We start from the raw sequence: 20,986 nt of genomic DNA on the forward strand, positions 1-20,986 counted from the left end.
ACAGATGCCAGCTCTCTATGTGATGATTCCGGCAGCACTGCTGTTAGTGGGCGTGGCCATCTACATCTTCTTCTGGGCCGTGGACAGCGGCCAGTACGAAGACCTCGATGGCCCGGCCCACAGCGTGCTGTTCGACGACCAGGACCCGAACCACCTGGCCGCCATCGATGAAGCCAACAACCCCGAGCAAGCGCCCAAAGAGCCCCCTCATGCTTGAGCTGGTGCCCTTGCTGGTCTCGGCGCTGATCCTCGGCCTGCTCGGTGGTGGCCATTGCCTGGGCATGTGCGGCGGGCTGATGGGCGCACTGACCCTGGCGATCCCCAAGGAACAACGCAGCCGCCGTTTTCGCCTGCTGCTGGCGTACAACCTGGGGCGCATCCTCAGCTATGCCACCGCCGGTTTATTGATCGGCCTGGCCGGCTGGGCGGTGGCCAACAGCCCGGCGGCGATGTTCATGCGGGTGCTCGCCGGCCTGCTGTTGGTCTGCATGGGCCTGTACCTGGCCGGCTGGTGGAGCGGCCTCACCCGTATCGAAAACCTGGGGCGCGGCCTGTGGCGGCATCTGCAGCCGGTGGCCAACCGTTTGCTGCCGGTGTCCAGCCTGCCCCGCGCCTTGTTGCTGGGTGCGCTGTGGGGCTGGTTGCCGTGCGGGCTCGTCTACAGCACCCTGCTATGGGCGGCGAGCCAGGGCAATGCACTGGACAGCGCCTTGCTGATGCTGGCGTTCGGGCTGGGCACCTGGCCGGTGCTGCTGGCCACCGGGCTGGCCGCCGAACGGGTGACGGCGTTATTGCGCAAGCGCAGCGTGCGGGTGACCGGTGGGGTGCTGGTGATGATCTTCGGCCTCTGGACCTTGCCCGGCCCTCATCAGCACTGGCTAATGGGGCATTAACAGGCCCTGTGGCATAGCGCCGCTCCCCGTTGATGCAAATCAAGATGGCTGCACCGCCCTGCCCCTAGACTCGGCCCATTAGCCAATCCGGGGGACCGCCCGCATGCTCGACGCCATTCGTTGGGACACAGATCTGATTCACCGCTACGACTTGGCGGGGCCGCGCTACACGTCCTACCCCACCGCCGTACAATTTGACAGCCAGGTCGGCACCTTCGACCTGCTCCACGCCCTGCGTGACAGCCGCAAGGCCGTGCGGCCACTGTCGCTGTACGTGCATGTACCCTTCTGCGCCAACATTTGCTACTACTGCGCCTGCAACAAGGTGATCACCAAGGACCGGGGGCGCGCCCAGGCCTACCTGCAGCGCCTGGAGCAGGAGATCCAATTGGTGGCCTGCCACCTCGACCCGCAGCAACCCGTTGAGCAACTGCATTTCGGCGGCGGTACGCCAACGTTTCTCAGCCACGATGAACTGCGCCAGGTGATGACACGCCTGCGCCAGCATTTCAATTTGCTGGATGATGACTCGGGCGACTACGGCATCGAAATCGACCCGCGCGAAGCCGACTGGGCCACCATGGGCCTGCTACGCGAACTGGGCTTCAACCGCGTGAGCATCGGCCTGCAAGACCTCGACCCCGACGTGCAACGGGCGGTCAACCGCCTGCAAAGCCTGGAGGAAACCCGCGCCGTGATCGATGCAGCGCGCACCTTGCAATTTCGCTCGATCAATATCGACCTGATCTACGGCCTGCCCAAGCAGTCGCCGTTGAACTTTGCGCGCACCGTGGAGGAAGTTATCCGCTTGCAGCCTGACCGCCTGTCGGTGTTCAACTACGCGCACCTGCCGGAACGCTTCATGCCCCAGCGGCGGATCAACACCGACGACCTGCCCTCGCCGGCAGAAAAACTGCTGATGCTGCAAACCACCATCGAACAGCTGACCCAGGCCGGTTACCGCTACATCGGCATGGACCACTTTGCGCTGCCGGACGACGAACTGGCGGTGGCCCAGGAAGAAGGCAAGCTGCAGCGCAACTTCCAGGGTTACACCACCCACGGGCATTGCGACCTGATTGGGCTGGGGGTCTCGGCGATCAGCCAGATCGGCGACCTGTATTGCCAGAACAGCAGTGACCTGAACCAGTACCAGAATGCCTTGGCGGGCGCGCAACTGGCGACCAGCCGCGGCCTGGTCTGCACTACGGACGACCGGTTGCGACGGGATGTGATCCAGCAGTTGATCTGCAATTTCAGCCTGGCATTCGAGGGGGTCGAACAGGCGTACAACATCGATTTTCGCGGCTATTTTGCCGAGTTATGGCCGCAATTGCAGACAATGGCCGATGATGGCTTGATCGAACTGGACGCTCAGGGCATTCGCGTACTGCCGGCCGGGCGCTTGCTGGTGCGCTCGGTGTGCATGGTGTTCGATGCGTACCTGGAGCACCAGAACAGGCAGCGGTTTTCGCGGGTTATCTGAAGGCCTTTACTTCATGGCCAGGCTGGCGGCCTTGACCGCATCACCGGCGCTCATGTCTTTCATGGCCTTGGCAAGGGATGCCTGGGCGCTGGTCAGGCTGGCTTGCAGCCCACTCAAGGCCGATTGCAGGCCAGAGAGTCGGGCGCGGGCCTGTTCCGGGCTGAGGGTCTTGTCGGCCATCACCGCAGCCATCTCGGCCTGTTTCTCGGCAATTTGCTTTTTAATCTCACGGATCATCTTCAGCAGGTTCTTGACGTTGTCCGCCAAGCCACTGTCGTCGATATCACTGTTTGAGGTTTTCTCAGCCGCCGCCGCTTTCATCGCAGCGCCGGAAATGGTCACTGACACCGCAGGCTTGGCTTCATCCGTCGGCGCAACCGCAGCAGCATCGGTCGCGGCCGCCTTCTTGGTTTCGGGCAGTGCCTGGATCTGGGTGCGTGAAGCCAGTTGTGTACTGAGGGATAACATGGTCTGAGCCACCGTGTTGGTATTCGATGGCAGTGCTATCGGCCGTTTCGGGCAAATCTTTACCTCGCGACAGGTTTTCGTACAGGCTGGCCTCCGTGCCCCCCAGTGCGTTACCCTTACGTCTTATGTGTGTTTTCCCACAAGGATTTAAGAAATGTCCGAGCCAGTCAAACTGCGCGCTCACAGCCAGGCCCATTGCAAGGATTGCAGCCTGGCCCCCCTCTGCCTGCCACTTTCGTTGAATCTGGAAGACATGGATGCGCTGGACGACATCGTCAAACGCGGCCGCCCACTGAAAAAAGGCGAGTTTCTGTTTCGCCAGGGCGACAAGTTTGATTCCGTCTATGCAGTACGCTCGGGCGCATTGAAGACCTTCAGCCTCAGCGACGGCGGCGAAGAGCAAATCACCGGTTTTCACCTGCCCAGTGAGTTGGTCGGGCTGTCGGGAATGGACACCGAGATTCATCCGGTGTCGGCCCAGGCCCTGGAAACCACGTCGGTGTGCGAAATTCCTTTCGAGCGCCTGGATGAACTGGCCCTGCAACTGCCGCAATTGCGCCGCCAGTTGATGCGCGTGATGAGCCGCGAGATTCGTGACGACCAGCAAATGATGCTGCTGCTGTCGAAGAAAACCGCCGACGAGCGCATCGCCACGTTCCTGGTTAACCTGTCGGCACGCTTTCGCGCCCGTGGGTTCTCGGCCAACCAGTTCCGCCTGAGCATGTCGCGCAATGAGATCGGTAATTACCTGGGCCTGGCAGTGGAGACCGTGTCCCGCGTGTTTACCCGTTTCCAGCAGAACCAGTTGATTGCCGCCGAGGGTAAGGAAGTGCATATCCTCGACCCGATCCAGCTGTGTGCATTGGCTGGCGGTTCCCTGGAGGTCTGATCCAGGCTGCGGCCGCGCCAATCGGCGAGGCCGCAGGTATACTTCGAGTCCGTTTTCCGCCCTGGACTCCTCGACGATGACTTTTGATTCGTTCGACATCAAATCCCTGATTCGCCCCGTTATCGACTTCCCCAAGCCTGGGGTGATCTTCCGTGACATCACGCCGCTGTTCCAATCGCCCCGCGCCCTGCGCCTGGTGGCCGACAGCTTTGCCCAACGCTATGTCGAAGCCGATTTCACCCATATCGGTGCAATGGATGCCCGTGGCTTCCTGATCGGCTCGATCATCGCTTACCAACTCAACAAGCCGCTCATCCTGTTCCGCAAGCAAGGCAAGCTACCGGCGGACGTGCTGGCTGAGGGTTACCAGACCGAGTACGGCGAAGCCTTTTTGGAAGTGCACGCCGACAGCCTGTGCGAAGGCGATTCCGTGCTGATGTTCGATGACCTGATCGCCACCGGCGGCACCCTGATTGCGGCGGCGAACCTGGTGCGGCGCATGGGGGCAAAAATTTTTGAGGCGGCGGCGATTATTGATTTGCCGGAGCTGGGTGGCTCGCAGCGGTTGGCCGATATGGGGATTCCGACGTTTTGCCTGACGCAGTTCGGGCTGACCGAGAAATAAGCGTCGTCAGTACTGACGCCATCGCGGGCAAGCCCGGCTCCCACCTTGGAATGCATTCTCCTGTGGGAGCCGGGCTTGCCCGCGATGAGGCCCGAAAGAACACCCCGGTTTACAACCCCATCTGCTTACTGATGATTTCATTCATCACTTCGCGCGTCCCGCCACCAATCGACAAAATCCGGTTATCGCGATACAGCCGCTCCACCAGGCTGCCACGCATATACCCCTGGCCGCCCAATATCTGCACCGCGTCATACGTCACCCGATCAGCGGTATCGGTGGCCAGATTCTTGGCCATGGAAATCTCTTTGATCACGCTTTTGCCGGCGGCCATCTTCGCGGCCTGGCGATAGGTGAACTCGCGGGAAACCTCCACGGCGGTAGCCATTTCCGCCAGGCGATGCTTGAGCACCTGGAATTTGCCGATGGGTTTGCCGAATGCTTCGCGCTGGGCGGCCCACTGGAGGCTTTCCTCCAGGGCCAGCTGTGCCGTCATGTTGGCCATGAGGGCCAAGGCCAGGCGCTCGCTCTGGAAGTTGCCCATGATGCAGGCAAAGCCCATGTTCTCGACGCCGATGAGATTGCCCACCGGCACGCGGCAATCGTCGAAGAACAACTCGGCGGTGTCCGATGCCCACCAGCCCATCTTCTTCAGTGGCTGGCCGACGGTGAAACCCGGGGTGTCTTTTTCGATCAGCAGCAGGCTGATACCGCCAAAGCCCGGCCCGCCCGTGCGCACGGCAACGGTGTAGAAATCAGCGCGAGTGCCGCTGGTGATAAAGGTCTTGGCGCCGCTCACGCGGTAATGCTCGCGTTCACGTACGGCGCGGGTTTGCAGGTTGGCTACATCCGAGCCGCCGCTGGGCTCGGTGACCGCCAGGGCGATGATCTTCTCGCCCGTCAGCACTTGCGGCACCACCCGCTCACGCAGCGCTGGCGGCGCCCACTTCACCACGGGCGGCAGGCCGATATCCAGGGAGCCGAGCCCTGCCACCACGCCACCGGAGCCGCAGCGCATCAGCTCTTCGCTGGCGGCGACCTTGGCGAACAGATCGCCTTCGTGGCTGCCACCCAGCGCCTCGGGGTAGCCGATCCCCAGGATGCCCGCCGCACCGGCCTTGAGGTAAAGCTCGCGGGGAAAACTTTCCGCTTCCTCCCAGTGCTCGATGCCGGGCAACATCTCGCGTTCGACGAAGCGGCGCACGCTGTCGCGGACCAATTGGTGGCTGGGGTCGAAGTATTCCTGATAGGCAGACATCGGCAAGCTCCATGGCGGGATGGAGCGAACTTACCAAGCGCTTGCTTGGTTATCAAGCCGAATACATTTTTTACCGTCACACAAGACCCAGGTGGGAGCCGGGCTTGCCCGCGATGCCAGCGCCTCGGTCTTTCAGTTACACCGTGGTGATGCTATCGCAGGCAAGCCAGATCCCACATTTAGAGCGCGATGGGTTTGCGGCCTGCGAACGAGTGCGCCAGGGTGCCGCCGTCCACCAATTCCAGCTCGCCACCCAACGGTACGCCATGGGCGATCCGTGAAGTAATCAAACCTTTATTGGTCAGCAACTGGGCGATGTAGTGCGCAGTGGCTTCACCTTCCACCGTCGGGTTGGTTGCCAGGATCACTTCGGTAAAGGTGCCCTGCTCTTCGATTCGTGCCACCAATTGCGGGATACCGATGGCTTCCGGCCCCAAACCGTCGAGCGGCGACAGGTGGCCCTTGAGCACAAAGTAACGCCCGCGGTAACCGGTCTGCTCCACGGCGTACACATCCATCGGCCCTTCCACCACGCACAGCAACGTGTCGTCGCGACGTGGGTCGGCGCATTGCGGGCAGAGTTCTTCTTCGGTGAGGGTGCGGCACTGGCGGCAGTGGCCCACGCCCTCCATGGCCTGGCTCAGGGCCTGGGCCAGGCGGGTGCCGCCGCTGCGGTCACGCTCCAGCAGTTGCAGCGCCATGCGCTGGGCAGTTTTCTGGCCGACGCCGGGCAAAGTGCGCAAGGCGTCGATCAGTTGGCGAATCAGGGGGCTGAAGCTCATGGGCGAAGGGTCCGACAAAACAACGAGACGCGGTTTATACCCGCGCCCCGGATTAGCGTCAAATACTCAATCCTGCGCGACGCGCACCACCAACTTGCCGAAGTTGCGCCCTTCGAGCAGGCCGATAAAGGCTTCGGGCGCCTGCTCCAGGCCGTCGACCACGTCCTCGCGGAACTTGATCTTGCCCTCGCGCACCCAAGGCGCCATGGCACTGAGGAACTCCGGCTGGCGGTCGCCGTAGTCATCGAACACGATAAAGCCCTGGATGCGCACCCGCTTGGTCAGCAAGGTGCGTTGCAGGGCCGGCAAACGGTCAGGGCCGCTGGGCGTTTCATGGGCGTTATAACCGGCAATCAACCCGCACAGCGGCACGCGCGCTTTGGGGTTGAGCAAAGGCAGCACGGCATCGAAGACTTTACCGCCGACGTTTTCGAAATAAATGTCCACGCCTTTGAAACAGGCCAGGGCCAGCTCATGGGCGAAATCTTCGCTCTTGTGGTCGATACAGGCGTCAAAGCCCAACTCATCCACCACGTAGCGGCACTTGTCTGCGCCACCGGCAATGCCCACCACGCGCAAGCCCTTGAGCTTGGCCACCTGGCCCACCACCGACCCCACCGCGCCAGACGCAGCCGCCACCACCAGGGTTTCCCCGGCCTTGGGCTGGCCGATATCCATCAAGCCCATGTAGGCCGTCATGCCCGGCATACCCAGTACGCCCAAGGCCATCGACGGACTCGGCAACCCCTTGGGCAGCGGGATCAGGTTATGGCCTTCGCAAATGCAGTGGCTTTGCCAGCCAGTGGCGCCGACCACCAGGTCGCCCACTTCGAATTTCGGGTTGCGCGATTGCTCGACACGGCTGACAGCCCCACCGGTCATCACCTCGCCGATTTCCACGGGCGCGGCGTAGGAAGGCGCATCACTCATGCGTCCACGCATGTAGGGGTCCAGGGACAGGTACAGGGTCTTGAGCAACACCTGACCGTCTGCCAGGTCCGGCAGGCTCACACGTTCCAGGCGAAAGTTTTCGGGCGTGGGTGCGCCTTGAGGGCGTGAGACCAGAACGATGCGTTGGTTGAGCGTCATTTCTTGAGGCATCAGCGGGGCTCCTTTATCGGTGAGTGGTTTCAACGGTATAGGGTGCAGACCATCGGTGAAGGCCTGGGGTTCGATGTTTCGACCGGCCAAAAAAAATGCCAGGCGCGATGCCTGGCATTTGAGTCTAGCTAAAGCGTGTATCAGAACGGCAGTTTCATGCCCGGTGGCAGTTGCATGCCAGCGGTCACGCCGGACATTTTGTCCTGGCTGTTGGCTTCGATCTTGCGCACAGCGTCGTTGACGGCTGCGGCGAACAGCGCTTCGAGCATTTCCAGGTCATCTTCACCCACGCCCGGCAATACGCTTGGGTCGATGCTGACACGCTTGATGTCGTGACGACCGGTCATCACCACGCTGACCATATCGCCACCGGCTTTACCGGTGACTTCGGCGTTGGCCAGCTCTTCCTGCATCTTGGCCATTTTTTCCTGCATCTGCTGCGCCTGCTTCATCAGGCCGGCCATGCCACCTTTCATCATGGGAATCACCTCAAAAGTACGTGGATCAATGAGTAGCCCGGTGTCATGACGCTTGGGGCACCGGGGCTTCGACAGGTTCAATAGTATCGTGGCGGACGACCGCACCGAACTGTTGCATCATTTGTTGGATAAGCGGATCTGCGTGGATCGAGTCCTCGGCCTCGCGCTGGCGGTTAAGGCGCCGACGGGTCGCTGCCTGGGCCGGGGTTTCCTGCTCGGGCTTGATCAGCTCGATGGCGATGGTCAGCGTGCGCCCATGGTACTGGTTGAGCGCATCGTTGAGCCGGCGCTGCTGGGTGGCGTTGAACAAGGCGCTATGGGCCGGGTCCAGGTGCAGCAGCCAGTGGTCGCCTTCGATGGAAATCAGGGTGCAGTTGGCGGCGATACTGCCGGTCATGCCGGAGATCGGCAATTTCGGAAACAATTCCAGCCATTGCAGGGCCAGGCCGGTAGCCGGAGCCGCGGCAGGCTCTACCTCGGGCTCGGGCGCAGGTTCTGCGGTGTGCTCACTGGCCAAATCGTCCAGGTAGCTGTAGGCCGAATCCATGTCCGGCTCGATGTAGTCTTCGTCCAGCGGCGGTTCGTCGTCCAGGTCAATGCCGGGAGTGGCCGCGTCGACCTGGGCGACCGTCGGTTCAGGAACAGGGGCCGATACCCACTCAGGGGCATCCGGCACCACGCTGTCCGGAGTCGGCGCAGGCATCGGTGTCAGCTCGGGTTGCTCGCCGGTGGTTTCCAGCACGGGCTCCACGGCGGGCTGTTGCTCGGGCTCTACTTGCGCTTCGACCGGGTCATTCCAAGGCAAGTCGACAACGGGCTCGGGCTCGATGACCGGCTCGGGCTCGACCACCGGTGCGACGGCAACCGGCGCAGGTTCAGGCTCAGGTGCCGGCGCAACCGGCTCAGGCACAGCAACCGCAGGCGCAGTAACTACTGGCGCGACAACGGCCGCGCCAGCCACTGGTTTGGCGGAATCAACTGTGGCCTGGCTGATCCCCACTGGCTTTAGCGGCTGTCTCGGTGCGTCTGCCGAATCTGCCGGCCGGAATGCCAGCATGCGCAGCAGCACCATTTCAAAGCCACCCCGAGGGTCGGGTGCCAGGGGCAGGTCGCGGCGACCGATGAGGCCCATCTGATAGTAGAACTGTACGTCTTCGGCCGGCAAGGCCTGGGCCAGGGCCAATACGCGATCACGGTCGCCATGGCCGTTGTCCACGCCTTCCGGCAGGGCCTGGGCGATGGCGACGCGGTGCAATACGTTGAGGATTTCCGAGAGCACGCCATTCCAGTCCGGGCCTTGCTCCGACAGGTGGCGCACCGCTTCGAGCAACGCCTTGGCGTCGCCTTCGATCAGCGCGTGCAGCACGTCGAACACCTGGCCGTGGTCCAGGGTACCGAGCATGGCGCGCACGTCGGCGGCCATGACCTTGCCTTCACCAAACGCGATAGCCTGGTCGGTGAGGCTCATGGCATCGCGCATCGAACCATCAGCGGCGCGGCCCAGCAACCACAGCGCGTCGTCTTCGAACGGTACGTTCTCGACGCCCAGCACATGGGTCAAATGCTCGACCACACGCTCGGGGGTCATGTTTTTCAGGGAGAACTGCAGGCACCGCGACAAAATCGTTGCCGGAAGTTTCTGCGGGTCGGTGGTGGCCAGGATGAACTTGACGTAGGGCGGCGGCTCTTCCAGGGTTTTCAACAAGGCGTTGAAGGAGTGGCTGGACAGCATGTGCACTTCGTCGATCAGGTAGACCTTGAAGCGGCCACGGCTCGGCGCGTACTGCACGTTGTCCAGCAGTTCGCGGGTGTCTTCGACCTTGGTTCGGCTCGCGGCATCGATCTCGATCAGGTCGACGAAACGCCCTTCGTCGATCTCACGGCACACCGAACAGGTGCCACAAGGCGTCGAGGTAATACCGGTTTCACAATTCAGGCACTTGGCGATGATGCGCGCAATCGTGGTCTTGCCCACCCCGCGCGTACCGGTGAACAGGTAGGCGTGGTGCAGCCGTTGGCTGTCCAAGGCATTGATCAGAGCCTTGAGCACATGGGTCTGGCCGACCATTTCGCGGAACGAGCGCGGGCGCCATTTACGTGCAAGAACCTGATAACTCATCGAAAACCGTCGCAACTGGGAAGCAGAAGCCGGTAATGCTAGCGGAGCAAGGGGGAAATTGCATCCGGCACGCTCGTCTAATCTGACGAAGCTTGTTCGATTGGCCTCCCGGAGGGCACCTGCGGGCGTTTTGCTGGCACCTTGGAGCGCCAATGCCCTTCCAGGCTGATAGCGGCGACACTTGCCAGCACGATCACCGCGCCCAGCATCACCTGCAGGGTGACGTGTTCGCCAAGCAGCGTGGCGGCCATCAGCATGGCAACCGGTGGAATCAGGTACATCGCCACCGACGCACGACTGACCTCGACGTACTTCAACACGTAACCCCAGGCCAGATAGGCCAAGGCACTGGGAAAAATGCCCAGCACCAGCACGGCAAGATTCTCCACCATCGGTGCCTGCACGATGGCGACGGGCAGGCCCGGCAGGTTCACGCACAGCATCAGGGTGCCGGACCACACCATGTAGCACGCCATCGTCAACGGGCTGTAGCGATGGGCGTAATGTCGCTGGATGGCGAAGTACACACTCCATGAGCAGGCCGCCAACAAGATCAGCAAACCCCGTGGGTTGATATCGCCTATGCCCCGGTCGCCCCAGATCACCCCCACTACGCCGGCCAACCCCAACAGCACGCAGCCCCAGCGCCAGGTGCTGACCTGCTCCTTCAAGCACAAAAACGCGATCAACACACTGAACAATGGCGCCGACTGTGCCAACACACTCGACGCTGCCGCCGTCACCCATTGCTGCCCGTAATTGAGACTGGTGTGGTGCAGGAACACCCCGAAAAAGCCCAGCACCAACAACCACGGCAGGTCGCGCAATGGTGGCCGTTCAATTCCCACCACCGAGGCCACACCGCCCATGAATACCGACGCGATCAAAAACCGCAGCAGCGCCAATTGGCCGGGGCTGTAACTGTGCAGCCCCATGTGTACGCCGATGGGGGAATACGCCCAACAGAGGATGACGCTGGCAATGACTAGCGTAAGCTTTAGAGGTGACGGAGTATTCATCGACAGCATCCACGCAAAAGGAATGCTGGCAGTCTTGGCCCAGGCCAGGCATAGGACAATTAAGCGTTTCTGACTTCTGAAATCATTGGAACTGAGCAATGGAACTGGCCCAACTGAAAATGGTACGAGCCGTGGCGCAAACCGGCAGCGTGGCCCAGGCTGCGCTGCAATTGCACTGCGTGCCGTCCAATATCACCACGCGCATCAAGCAGCTGGAAAGCGAGTTGGGCACTCCGCTGTTTATCCGTGCTGGTCGAGGGCTGGCGATCAGCGCCGCGGGAGAGATCTTCCTGGATTACTGCGAACGTATCCTAGCCTTGGTGGATGAATCCAAACGCGCCGTGGATGCCAGCGCCATTCCCCGTGGCACCTTGCGCATCGGTGCGGTGGAATCCAGCGCCAGCGGGCGCTTGCCACCGCTGCTGGCGGAATACCACCGGCGTTATCCCGATGTCAGCCTGGAACTGGTCACCGGTGCCTGGGCGCAACTGCTGGACGACCTGCAGCACCACCGCCTGGATGTGGCGCTGGTGGCTGCCGGCGGCAAACGCACGAAGCTGGAACAGAGCGTGGTCTACAGCGAGCGCCTGGTGCTGATCGCCAGCGCGTGCAGCGCACCTATCAACAGTGCCGAGGACCTGGCCGGCCGAACCCTGCTGGTGTGGCCGCCGGGCTGCCCTTATCGCGCCGCCCTGGAAAACTGGCTCAAGCCCCATGACATCAAGCCAGCAATCGCCAGCTACGCCAGTTGGGGCACGATCATCGGATGCGTGAGCGCGGGGATTGGCGTGGCGTTGGCACCCGAGGGGATCCTGGCGCGCTATGAACAGGCCAATCAGCTGGCATCGTATCGCTTTGAAGCGCTGACGCCCGTGGACAACCTGTTGTTCTGGCATACGGACACCCAGCGGCACCTGGCGCGAGATGCGTTCGCCGGGCTACTGCGCGAGACCTTTGGCTGACGGGATTGCCTTAATGCTCACAGCCATGAAGATCAAATGTGGGAGCGGGCATTAGCCCCCCTCCCACCTTTTTACAGCTTCGGCGCAGCCAACCGTGCGTACTGGCCCTGGCTGATCCAGCCCGTGAACGAACGGTCGTCAGCGTTGATGAATTCCACCTGCGCCCAGCCGTCCTTGAATGCCAGTACGCCCACTACGTCATGCTTGACGATGTAGGGCCGCTTTGCCGCTTTGGCGCCCGGCGTTTTCAGCAAGTAAGCCTTGTCGGCAGACACCGTCACCAAGCCGATCCATTGTTTGCTGGCGGTCTGGCTCAGCTCCAGGCCGGTGGCGATTTCCGGCATCAGCACGTTGATGCAGCCGGGGTGTTGACGGCCCTGCGCCACGGTCAGGGTCACCCCGTCGGACGCCGCTGCCACACTGCCTGGGTAGGCAGCGTCCAGCCAGGTGGTGAGCGCTTCGGGTTTGCCTTGCAGGTAGAACGTGCAACCACGGGCCACACCCTCGCCCATCGATTCCTGGTAAAAACCCTCCACCTGATGCCCCGGCGTCACCGCCAGCATCAGCCCTTCATATTGGCCTGAATGCAACGCCGCCGAGCCGGCCAACGCAGGCGCCACGGCGCACCACGACAGCACTCCCATCGCCAGATAACGAATCATCTTATTTCTTCCCTTCAAAGGCTTCGTAGGCTTGTTTCATCAGGACGTCATAGTTGCCGTAATCATCACCGTTATAGTTTCGGGCCATGGCGGTAAAGTCCTTGTTTTTCATGGCACTCAATAATGCCGAGTTGTGGCTGCAAAGGCTGAGATAGGCTTTGAGTTGGTTACCGGCATTGATCTTTAATGACGCCACGAACTCAAACACCGTCTTGAATCCGCACGCAGCAAAATTGAACCCCATGATTTGAAACATGCCCCAGGAGGCCGACATCAAGGCGGCTTCCTGATCCAGCGCAAAGGCGGTGGCCATGGTCTCCCAGGCCTTGACCTGATCCTTGTTGTTCGCCTGCCATTGCGGGCCGGCTTTTTTCTTGTAGACATACGACAGCAGCGGCTGCGACTGGTCGTAGATGTGCTTGGTGTACTTGCGAAAGTGGTGCCCTTCAAAGGCAATGATCGGCAACTTGGCCGGCCCAAACCCCACTTTCCCGCCCGACTCCACCGTGGCGAACGCCTTGACCACATTCACCGAAATGCCGTTGCCCAATTGCTTGGCGGCGTTCTGGAAATCCGTGTCGCTCAATGTCGTCCCGCCGTCGCAGGTGGACTGCATCATCAACTGCCGGTTACGCCGCTCGGCCTCGATCACCGCACGCACGCGGTCCAGGTACACATTGACCGTGGCCTGTACCGCATCGACGTTGTTATTGCCGAAAATGTTGAGAAACGTCGGAATGCGCGTATTGGGAAAAGCCCGCACCGGTACCTTCAGCGCCTCTTCGATCAGACTGTTGAACGTCCGCCCGGTGGGGTCGATCACGCCATCGGGATGGGCGTACTTGAGATGGCGAAACTGATACTGGCTGATGCACTGCACCAACTGGCCGTCGCACTTGCCGTTTTCCAGCAAGGCAAAACCCATCTTGGGAATGATCAAATTGAATAAATACTGGATGCACTGAACATCGGCGGGCAAGTTGCGGGCTTTGCCGGGCGTCCCTACCGAAGCACTGATAAGACGAGGCAACCCTTGCAGGCTTTTCATGACAGACATCCTTGTGAGTGAAAGAAGTGATAGCACTTCAACATCAAATCCATGCCCTTGTCATACTCTGAAACAAGTGGCCGGCGCAAGCTAACAAGGCGGTCTGCGGATTGTCCAGAGGGCTTTATGAAAGTTGTGAAACAGCCGGATTAAAACCGTCAGTAACCGTGGGATTCACGGGTCTTTTGATACTTGTGATAGTCGAGCCACTCGACCACATCGTAGGGCAGGTACAACTGCACCCTGGCCCGTGAAATCGCGATATACACCGCACAGAGTCGTTGATCGAACGCGTAGGCGTCCTGGAACTTCACATTGGTCAACAATTCCGGGGTGAGCAGTACCCGGTCGAACTCCATGCCACCCGCATCCTGCGCCAGCATCAACAGGACGCGCTCGTCCGGATGGCCAATCAACCTGTTCAGACGCGTGACATCCGCCACGTTAAAGCCTTTTTCCAGCTCGGCCTCGACCCACAGAAATGCCTCATCGAACTGGCAGGCTTCGCGCACCTGCTGCCAATCGGCCATGTCGCTGAAAAACGCATGGGGGCCGAGGTCATTGAACTCATTGCTATAGAAATCGGGTTTGAACAACGCGATGACCGTGTCCATGAAATGCTTGAGCGACTGCTGGGCCTCTTTGCTCGCCAGGCCGAACGCACAGCGGGCGTGGCTCAGCTGGATCGCCCACTGCATGGTGTCCCAATGGGAAGCGGTCAACACCACGCAACCTTGCGGGGGCACGAAACCCTGCGGATAAAACTCAATGCCGACATCGGCATCGCGCGCGCCCTCGAAAAGCGATTTGCTTTTTTCCGAGTGCAAGCTGATCAACGGGTTGACCAGGCGCTCGACATTGCGCCCGGAACGCACGGAGTAGCATACGTCGGTATGGCGAACCTCACGGGCACGCTTGACCACGCCGCCACTGGCCTGCTGATACTCATCCCCCAAAGTGATCAGCACCTGGCGGCCGCGCTCGATGATTTGCAACAGCGGCGCCGGGATGTCCTGGCTCTCATCGATGAGCACATGGGTATAGCGCTCGGGCACCACGCAGCCTGCAAGGCTGGCGCGCTTGATCATCAACAAGCCTTCAAACCCGGTATGCCGGCCCCAGGCCGGGTTCGCCTCTAGGTAGCCCCATAACCGGCTGGCATATTCGAGCAGCGCCCTGGCATCGACGCCGGCGAGCGGTTGCTTGAAATGCGGCAAATGCTGGGCCGACAAGCTGTACTCCCAGGAGCGGCAGTAGGCCTCAAGCACCTTGAGGCACACCTCCACCACCGCTTGCCCTTCCAGGCGGCGGAAACCAAAGATATTCAGTTCTTGAGCGAGCGCCTGCTTGGTCGGCACCCTCATCGGCGTATTCAGCGGCTTTGGCCTCGGGCCATGCAACAGAGCATGGGCGAAGTCCTGGAAGGTATGCCCGGCCTTACGCTCCCGCGCTCCCACCATGCGCGCACGCAGGGTTTCGAGTTTTGCCGGGGTGCGTGCCAACAATAAGGTCTTTTCCGGGCGCAGGTGCTCCAGCAAGGCCACCAGCAGGTGACTCTTGCCAATGCCTGCATAGCCTTGAACATGCAGGTCTTCGTTCAGGTTGGCGCGGAAGGTTCTGAGCAGCTTGTCTTGCTCGGCGCTCAACCAGCGCTCGCGATGCCTGGGCGTGATCACCTGCTGGCTGAACGGATCATTGGCCTTGAGGTGGCGGACTTTATACTCGACGTCCCATTTGCCACTGGGCAACAGATAGTCCCGAGCCTGTACTTCCTCCTCCAGCAGAAAGCGCAGCTTCAGGCTTTTGACCACATTGAGGCCGAAATACAGCTTCCTCTGATCGAACAGCCGCTGCGCTTCAGAGAGCAGGGACACACTGGCCGAATGGCTGGCATCTACTGCCCAGTCAATCAGTTTGGCCAACACTTTTTCAGCACCATTGGCGCTCAGCTCGCTTTCCGGCACCTGCGCCAGGTTCTGGATCACCAACACCGCCGCCAATTCGGGCTCACTCAGGGCTACAAGCGCATCGATACCCTCGCCGCCCAACAAACCCGCACAGGTGTGCTCGGTGATCGGCAAGAATACGGGGCTGGATAAGTCGAAATGTTCCGAGTGCATAGAGCCTCGTAGCCAGGGAAAGAGACGCTTGGGAGTATGCCACTAGACGCGAAATGACCGTCATGCACTGTGCAAGAAGCATCACAGATGACTGGCTGAAAATAACTTGAGTTTTAGAAGGGACTGCAGAAGGGAGCGTTATGGAGGCAACCCCACCAGCCACACCCCGGCACACAATGTTCCCGCTGTGGCTGCTGCCTTCCGGCTCTGACCAGGTTCACGGGTAATCGTTGCGGGGGGACCGATGGGGTCACCATAACGACGCTGCCTCTCGGCAAGCCGCGCCATTGTACCCATCTCATCGGAAGTTACAACCGTTGGTTCCGGATTAAAAAATGAGAAGGCTCAAGCACTTGCCATAACCCCATCGGCCCTGCCGCCCTCTTCCTGGATGACCAGGTGAATAAAGTGCAGCTTGGCAATCACCGCGGGCGGTAGCACGAAGGGGTAGAAATCCGGCTGGCCCATGGCGCGGGACAGTTCGTTGAGCATGCCGGCCAGTTCGATCCAGGCATTGACGAAGCAGAGGAATGCCGGACCGCCAGGGTGTTGGGGGTCGTAGAGTGTGGTCAGGGGGAATGGCTGGTAATCCAGGTCCATCTCGCGGGCGCTCATGCCAAAGCCCAGGGCCGTGTCCACGGCGTCCATCATGTGCAGGTAGTGGGCCCAGGTTTCGGCCCAGTCTTCCCAGGGGTGCATGGTGGCATAGGCGCTCACGCAGGTGAGTTGCCAGTCCGGGCGCGGGCCGTTCTGGTAGTGCCGGTCGAGGGCCTCGGCATAACTGGCGCGTTCGTCGCCGAACAGGTTGCGAAAAGGTGTGAGCCAGTGACCGTTGGCGATCAGGCGATCCCAGTAGTAATGGCCGACTTCATGGCGAAAATGGCCAAGCAAGGTGCGGTATGGCTCGCGCATCTGTACGCGGACTTTTTCACGGTGGGCGTCGTCGGCTTCCTTGATGTCCAGGGTGATCAGCCCATTGGCGTGACCGGTGGTGGGCGCGTTGCCTTCCAGGTCGATGCCGATGAAGTCGAAGGCCAGGCCAGTCTCTTCATCAACGCTCTTGGGCAGCACTTGCAAGCCCAGGCTGATCAGTTGCGCGACCAAGCGGCGTTTGGCGGTTTCGACCTTGCGCCAGCGTTCGTGGTTTTCCGCAATTGATAGGTCAGGAATGGTGCGGTTCAGGCTACAGGCCACGCACAACGGTGCAGTGCTGTGAGCAGGAATCAGCCAGTTGCAGGCGGCGGGTGAATCGAGGTTTGCACAGCGCCGGAATGCGCCGGCATCGAGATTATCGTCCGCCAGCCAAGTACCGACCGCCGGCCCAGGTTGCAAGGACGACAGGCGGCTTTGCTGCGGCTGGTAACCCAATGCCGCCTGGCAGGCCAGGCATTGGCTGTTGCGAAAAAACAGCGACTGGCCACACCGGCATTGCCACACCTTGCTGTTGCGCGCGGTTTCGGCCATGAACGGAGCGGCGATACGCGTGCTGAGTTGCTCGAAGTAGCGGAACATGGCGATCTCTCCCTGGGGTGACAGAGACTAGATCATTTCTCGGGAGAGATCGTTCAACACGTGCAGGAGATGCCTCTGCTCCCTGTAGGAGCGAGCTTGCTCGCGAAGATCGTTAACGATAATGCGGGGCGCCTGATTTACAGCGGCGCCCTTTGATTCTTCGCGAGCAAGCTCGCTCCTACAGTGTTGAGAGATCGCTCCCACGCGGAGTGGGGACGATCAATCAGACGGTGATGTTGTGCTTGGCCAGGAAGGCGACGAAGGCCTCTTCGTCCAGTACTTTCAGGCCCAGTTCATTGGCCTTGGCCAGTTTCGAGCCGGCGCCGGGTCCCGCCACCACACAGTGGGTTTTCGCCGAAACGGAGCCGGCCACCTTGGCCCCCAGGCTTTCGAGCTTGTCCTTGGCCACATCGCGGCTCATCAGCTCCAGGGAGCCCGTGAGTACCCAGGTGTGCCCGGCTTCGGGCAAGCCTTCAACGACCTTTTTCTCGCTCTGCCAGTGCATGCCAAAGTCCTTGAGCTGCTGCTCGATGGCCAGGGCATGGCTGGCGTTGTCGGCATTATCGAAAAAGTCCCGTACAGCCTTGGCTTGTTTCTCGGGCAGCGCCTGGCGCATATCGAGCCAGTCAGCCTTGATTACGCCCTCCAGCGAACCGAACTTGTCCGCGAGCTTCTGCGCAGCACCTGGCCCCACAGACGGCACGTGCAGCTTGTCGAGCAAACCGCCCAAGGTGGTGCTGGCGGCGAATTCCGCGCTGAGCTCGCCCTGCTCCTGCAATTGCAGGCCGCACTCGTCCGGTGACAACAGCGCGCCAATCACCTGCTGATTGTGGCCGTCTTCAAAGAAGCTATGGATCTCATGGGCCACTTCCAGCCCTACATCCGGCAAGTACGTCAGCACCTCTGGCAACGCCTTTTGAACGCGCTCCAGGGACGCCAGCGAGCGCGCCAGGACTTTGGCCGTCTCCTCGCCCACGTCGGGAATGCCCAAGGCGTAGATGAAGCGCGCCAGGGTCGGGGTCTTGCTGTTTTCGATGGCGCTGATCAGCTTCTTGCTGGAAATATCGGCAAAGCCTTCCAGGTCGATGATCTGTTCATATTTGAGCTTGTAGAGATCGGCCGGCGAACCGATGAGCTGTTCATCCACCAGTTGCTCGATGGTCTTGTCGCCCAGGCCGTCAATGTCCATGGCCCGGCGCGAGACGAAATGAATGATTGCCTGCTTGAGCTGCGCGCCGCAGGCCAGGCGCCCGACGCAACGGTACACCGCGCCTTCGCTGACGGTTTCCTTGCCCTTGCTACGCTTGACCAGTTGCGTGCGCTCCACATGGGAACCGCACACCGGGCAATTCTGCGGGATCTGCACGGCGCGGGCGTTTTCCGGGCGGCGTTCGGTGACCACCGAGACCACCTGCGGAATCACATCACCGGCGCGGCGGATGATCACGGTGTCGCCGACCATCAGCCCCAGGCGGGCAACCTCATCCATGTTATGCAGGGTGGCATTGGACACGGTCACGCCGGCCACCTTGACCGGCTTGAGGCGCGCCACCGGCGTGACGGCACCGGTACGACCGACCTGGAACTCCACGTCGAGCAGCTCGGTGAGTTCTTCCATGGCCGGGAATTTGTGCGCGATCGCCCAGCGCGGCTCGCGGGCACGGAAGCCCAGTTCACGCTGGTAGGCAATGCTGTTGACCTTGAACACCACGCCGTCGATTTCATAGCCCAGCGCATTGCGGCGCTCGCCGATGTCGCGGTAGTAGTCCAGGCACTCCTGGATACCCTTGGCCAGCTTCAACTCGTGGCTGATCGGCATCCCCCACTTCTGCAACTGCTTGAGGTTGCCGATATGGGTGTCGCTGATATCCGCGGTCACCTGGCCGATGCCATAGCAGCAGAATTCCAGCGGGCGACTGGCGGTGATCTTCGAGTCCAGTTGGCGCAGGCTGCCCGCCGCGGCGTTGCGCGGGTTGGCGAAGGTCTTGCCGCCCACTTCCAGTTGCGAGGCGTTCAATCGCTCGAAACCGGCCTTGGACATGAACACTTCACCGCGCACTTCCAGGGTGGCCGGCCAGCCCGTGCCGTGCAGTTTCAGGGGGATATTGCGCACGGTGCGCACATTGACGCTGATGTCCTCGCCGGTGGTGCCGTCGCCCCGGGTGGCACCGCGCACCAGCTCGCCATCCTGGTACAGCAGGCTGACCGCCAGGCCATCCAGCTTCGGCTCGCAGCTGTATTCCACCGCCGCGCCAGCGCCAAACAGATCACCCACCGGCAGATCAAGGCCCTCGGTGACCCGACGATCAAACTCCAGCATGGTGGTTTCATCGAAGGCGTTGCCCAGGCTGAGCATCGGGATCTCGTGCTTGACCTGGGTGAACGCCGACAATGCCGCACTGCCGACCCGCTGCGTCGGCGAATCACGCGTCACCAGTTCCGGGTGCTCGGCCTCCAGGGCCTTGAGCTCGTGGAACAGGCGGTCGTATTCGGCGTCCGGAATGCTCGGCTCGTCGAGGACGTGGTAGCGATAGTTGTGCTGATCCAGTTCAGCGCGCAGTTCGAGGATGCGGGTATGGGCGGCGGTCATGGGTGTTCTCTCATAAAGCAAAAGAGCAGCCGAAGCTGCTCAATATGTTAGTGCACGGATTCTACAGACAACGCTTAAGATCGATCCTCAGCGTTTCTGTGTCAGGGCGCGACGCTCGAACTCGACGATGCGCTGACGGTAGTGTTCGATGGTCTGGGCGGTGAGCACGCTGCGCTGGTCGTCCTTGAGCTCGCCGTTGAGTTCCTGGGACAGCTTGCGGGCAGCGGCTACCATCACGTCGAACGCTTGTTTCGGGTGACGCGGGCCTGGCAGGCCAAGGAAGAAACTCACCGCCGGGGTGCTGAACAGGTCGATATCGTCCAGATCGAACGTGCCGGGCTTGACCGCGTTGGCCATGGAGAACAGCACTTCGCCGTTACCGGCCATGCTTTCGTGACGATGGAAGATATCCATCTCGCCAAAACGCAGGCCGCTTTCGAGGATGTTCTGCAAGAGTGCCGGGCCTTTGAAACCGCCGGCATCGCGGCAGATCACGCTGATGACCAGGACTTCTTCGGCAGCCGGCTGATCGTTGACCGATTGGCGCGCCGCACTCTTGGCGGACGTCTCGTCCGGGAAATCGTCATCGCGGCTGCTGAAACTCGGGCCATCATCGACGTCGAGGTTCAGGTCGCCCTGGTGCGGCTCGGCAACCGCCGCGCTACCGCGCTTGCCACGTTTGGACGACGGCTCGCGGGCTTCACGCAGCGGGGCGCTCATCGACGGCAGGTCGTGCTCATCCAGTTGCGGCTCTTTATGGGTATCCAGCACACGGGGCGGCCCCAGCAGCTCGGCGGCGCCGTCGTCGTCAGGCAAGTTGGACAGGTTTCGGTCCAGCCGGAACTTGAGCTTGCCCTTGCCACCGCGCATGCGGCGCCAGCCATCAAAAAGAATACCGGCAATGACAATAATGCCGATGACGATCAGCCACTCGCGCAGACCGATTTCCATGTAATCCCGTGCCTCTAATAAA

19 protein-coding genes and 1 other RNA gene are annotated in these 20,986 nt (G+C 61.2%); 6 read left to right on the plus strand and 14 right to left on the minus strand.

Annotated features, from left to right (window positions below):
- The first annotated feature begins 4 nt into the window (after positions 1-4).
- From ccoS to hemN, 3 genes are all read left to right on the plus strand, one after another.
- On the plus strand, positions 5-217 hold the full coding sequence (gene ccoS / locus GIV35_RS17240) for a cbb3-type cytochrome oxidase assembly protein CcoS (protein ID WP_014719448.1): 213 nt from the start codon (positions 5-7) through the stop codon (positions 215-217).
- A complete protein-coding gene (locus tag GIV35_RS17245; RefSeq protein WP_223023649.1) occupies positions 210-893 on the plus strand; it encodes a sulfite exporter TauE/SafE family protein in 684 nt (227 codons plus the stop codon). The genes ccoS and GIV35_RS17245 overlap by 8 nt, the downstream gene beginning before the upstream one ends.
- A gap of 103 nt (positions 894-996) precedes the next feature.
- On the plus strand, positions 997-2,379 hold the full coding sequence (gene hemN / locus GIV35_RS17250; RefSeq protein ID WP_105227741.1) for an oxygen-independent coproporphyrinogen III oxidase: 1,383 nt from the start codon (positions 997-999) through the stop codon (positions 2,377-2,379).
- 6 nt (positions 2,380-2,385) lie between these two features.
- On the opposite strand, the gene GIV35_RS17255 is transcribed toward hemN, so the two are convergent.
- Positions 2,386-2,847 carry a hypothetical protein gene (locus GIV35_RS17255; RefSeq protein ID WP_044275063.1) on the minus strand — a complete coding sequence of 154 codons (462 nt, stop codon included), beginning with the start codon at positions 2,845-2,847 and terminating at the stop codon, positions 2,386-2,388.
- 154 nt (positions 2,848-3,001) lie between these two features.
- On the opposite strand from GIV35_RS17255, the gene fnr reads away from it, so the two are divergent.
- On the plus strand, positions 3,002-3,736 hold the full coding sequence (gene fnr / locus GIV35_RS17260) for a fumarate/nitrate reduction transcriptional regulator Fnr (RefSeq protein WP_005790290.1): 735 nt from the start codon (positions 3,002-3,004) through the stop codon (positions 3,734-3,736).
- A gap of 76 nt (positions 3,737-3,812) precedes the next feature.
- Positions 3,813-4,361, plus strand: coding sequence for an adenine phosphoribosyltransferase (locus tag GIV35_RS17265; protein ID WP_223023648.1), 549 nt, complete (start codon positions 3,813-3,815; stop codon positions 4,359-4,361).
- A 109-nt stretch (positions 4,362-4,470) separates the two neighbouring features.
- Here GIV35_RS17265 and GIV35_RS17270 read toward each other — a convergent pair whose 3' ends face one another.
- The 6 genes from GIV35_RS17270 to GIV35_RS17295 all read right to left on the minus strand — a co-directional run bounded on the left by GIV35_RS17270 (position 4,471) and on the right by GIV35_RS17295 (position 11,119).
- On the minus strand, positions 4,471-5,619 hold the full coding sequence (locus tag GIV35_RS17270) for an acyl-CoA dehydrogenase family protein (RefSeq protein WP_223023647.1): 1,149 nt from the start codon (positions 5,617-5,619) through the stop codon (positions 4,471-4,473).
- Between the two features lie 179 nt (positions 5,620-5,798).
- Entirely contained in the window at positions 5,799-6,401 is a 603-nt protein-coding gene (gene recR, locus GIV35_RS17275; RefSeq protein ID WP_014719453.1) for a recombination mediator RecR, read from the minus strand.
- Positions 6,402-6,467: 66 nt separating this feature from the next.
- Positions 6,468-7,502 carry an NADP-dependent oxidoreductase gene (locus tag GIV35_RS17280; RefSeq protein ID WP_198716622.1) on the minus strand — a complete coding sequence of 345 codons (1,035 nt, stop codon included), beginning with the start codon at positions 7,500-7,502 and terminating at the stop codon, positions 6,468-6,470.
- Between the two features lie 140 nt (positions 7,503-7,642).
- Complete coding sequence (locus tag GIV35_RS17285; protein ID WP_003193199.1) at positions 7,643-7,981, minus strand: YbaB/EbfC family nucleoid-associated protein; 339 nt, start codon at positions 7,979-7,981, stop codon at positions 7,643-7,645.
- Positions 7,982-8,024: 43 nt separating this feature from the next.
- Positions 8,025-10,100, minus strand: coding sequence for a DNA polymerase III subunit gamma/tau (dnaX, locus tag GIV35_RS17290; RefSeq protein WP_236264497.1), 2,076 nt, complete (start codon positions 10,098-10,100; stop codon positions 8,025-8,027).
- A gap of 77 nt (positions 10,101-10,177) precedes the next feature.
- On the minus strand, positions 10,178-11,119 hold the full coding sequence (locus tag GIV35_RS17295; RefSeq protein WP_223023645.1) for a DMT family transporter: 942 nt from the start codon (positions 11,117-11,119) through the stop codon (positions 10,178-10,180).
- Between the two features lie 98 nt (positions 11,120-11,217).
- On the opposite strand from GIV35_RS17295, the gene GIV35_RS17300 reads away from it, so the two are divergent.
- A complete protein-coding gene (locus GIV35_RS17300) occupies positions 11,218-12,081 on the plus strand; it encodes a LysR family transcriptional regulator (RefSeq protein ID WP_223023644.1) in 864 nt (287 codons plus the stop codon).
- A 71-nt stretch (positions 12,082-12,152) separates the two neighbouring features.
- On the opposite strand, the gene GIV35_RS17305 is transcribed toward GIV35_RS17300, so the two are convergent.
- From GIV35_RS17305 to zipA, 7 genes are all read right to left on the minus strand, one after another.
- The gene (locus tag GIV35_RS17305; RefSeq protein WP_236264496.1) at positions 12,153-12,743 is read right to left on the minus strand and encodes a hypothetical protein; all 591 of its coding nucleotides are present in this window, start codon (positions 12,741-12,743) and stop codon (positions 12,153-12,155) included.
- 1 nt (position 12,744) lies between these two features.
- Positions 12,745-13,791: an N-acetylmuramidase family protein gene (locus tag GIV35_RS17310; RefSeq protein WP_105227755.1), complete on the minus strand. Its 1,047-nt coding sequence runs from the start codon at positions 13,789-13,791 to the stop codon at positions 12,745-12,747.
- Between the two features lie 158 nt (positions 13,792-13,949).
- The gene (locus GIV35_RS17315) at positions 13,950-15,911 is read right to left on the minus strand and encodes a hypothetical protein (RefSeq protein ID WP_223023641.1); all 1,962 of its coding nucleotides are present in this window, start codon (positions 15,909-15,911) and stop codon (positions 13,950-13,952) included.
- 150 nt (positions 15,912-16,061) lie between these two features.
- An RNA gene (ffs, locus tag GIV35_RS17320) (signal recognition particle sRNA small type) lies at positions 16,062-16,158 on the minus strand.
- A 98-nt stretch (positions 16,159-16,256) separates the two neighbouring features.
- Complete coding sequence (locus GIV35_RS17325; protein ID WP_223023640.1) at positions 16,257-17,423, minus strand: zinc-binding metallopeptidase family protein; 1,167 nt, start codon at positions 17,421-17,423, stop codon at positions 16,257-16,259.
- Positions 17,424-17,646: 223 nt separating this feature from the next.
- Positions 17,647-20,013: an NAD-dependent DNA ligase LigA gene (ligA, locus tag GIV35_RS17330; protein ID WP_236264495.1), complete on the minus strand. Its 2,367-nt coding sequence runs from the start codon at positions 20,011-20,013 to the stop codon at positions 17,647-17,649.
- An 87-nt stretch (positions 20,014-20,100) separates the two neighbouring features.
- Positions 20,101-20,964: a cell division protein ZipA gene (zipA, locus tag GIV35_RS17335; RefSeq protein WP_054898611.1), complete on the minus strand. Its 864-nt coding sequence runs from the start codon at positions 20,962-20,964 to the stop codon at positions 20,101-20,103.
- Positions 20,965-20,986 lie beyond the last annotated feature (22 nt).

The organism is Pseudomonas sp. PA-1-6B (genome assembly GCF_021609545.1).
In the GTDB taxonomy this organism is placed as follows: Bacteria; Pseudomonadota; Gammaproteobacteria; order Pseudomonadales; family Pseudomonadaceae; genus Aquipseudomonas; species Aquipseudomonas fluorescens_BV.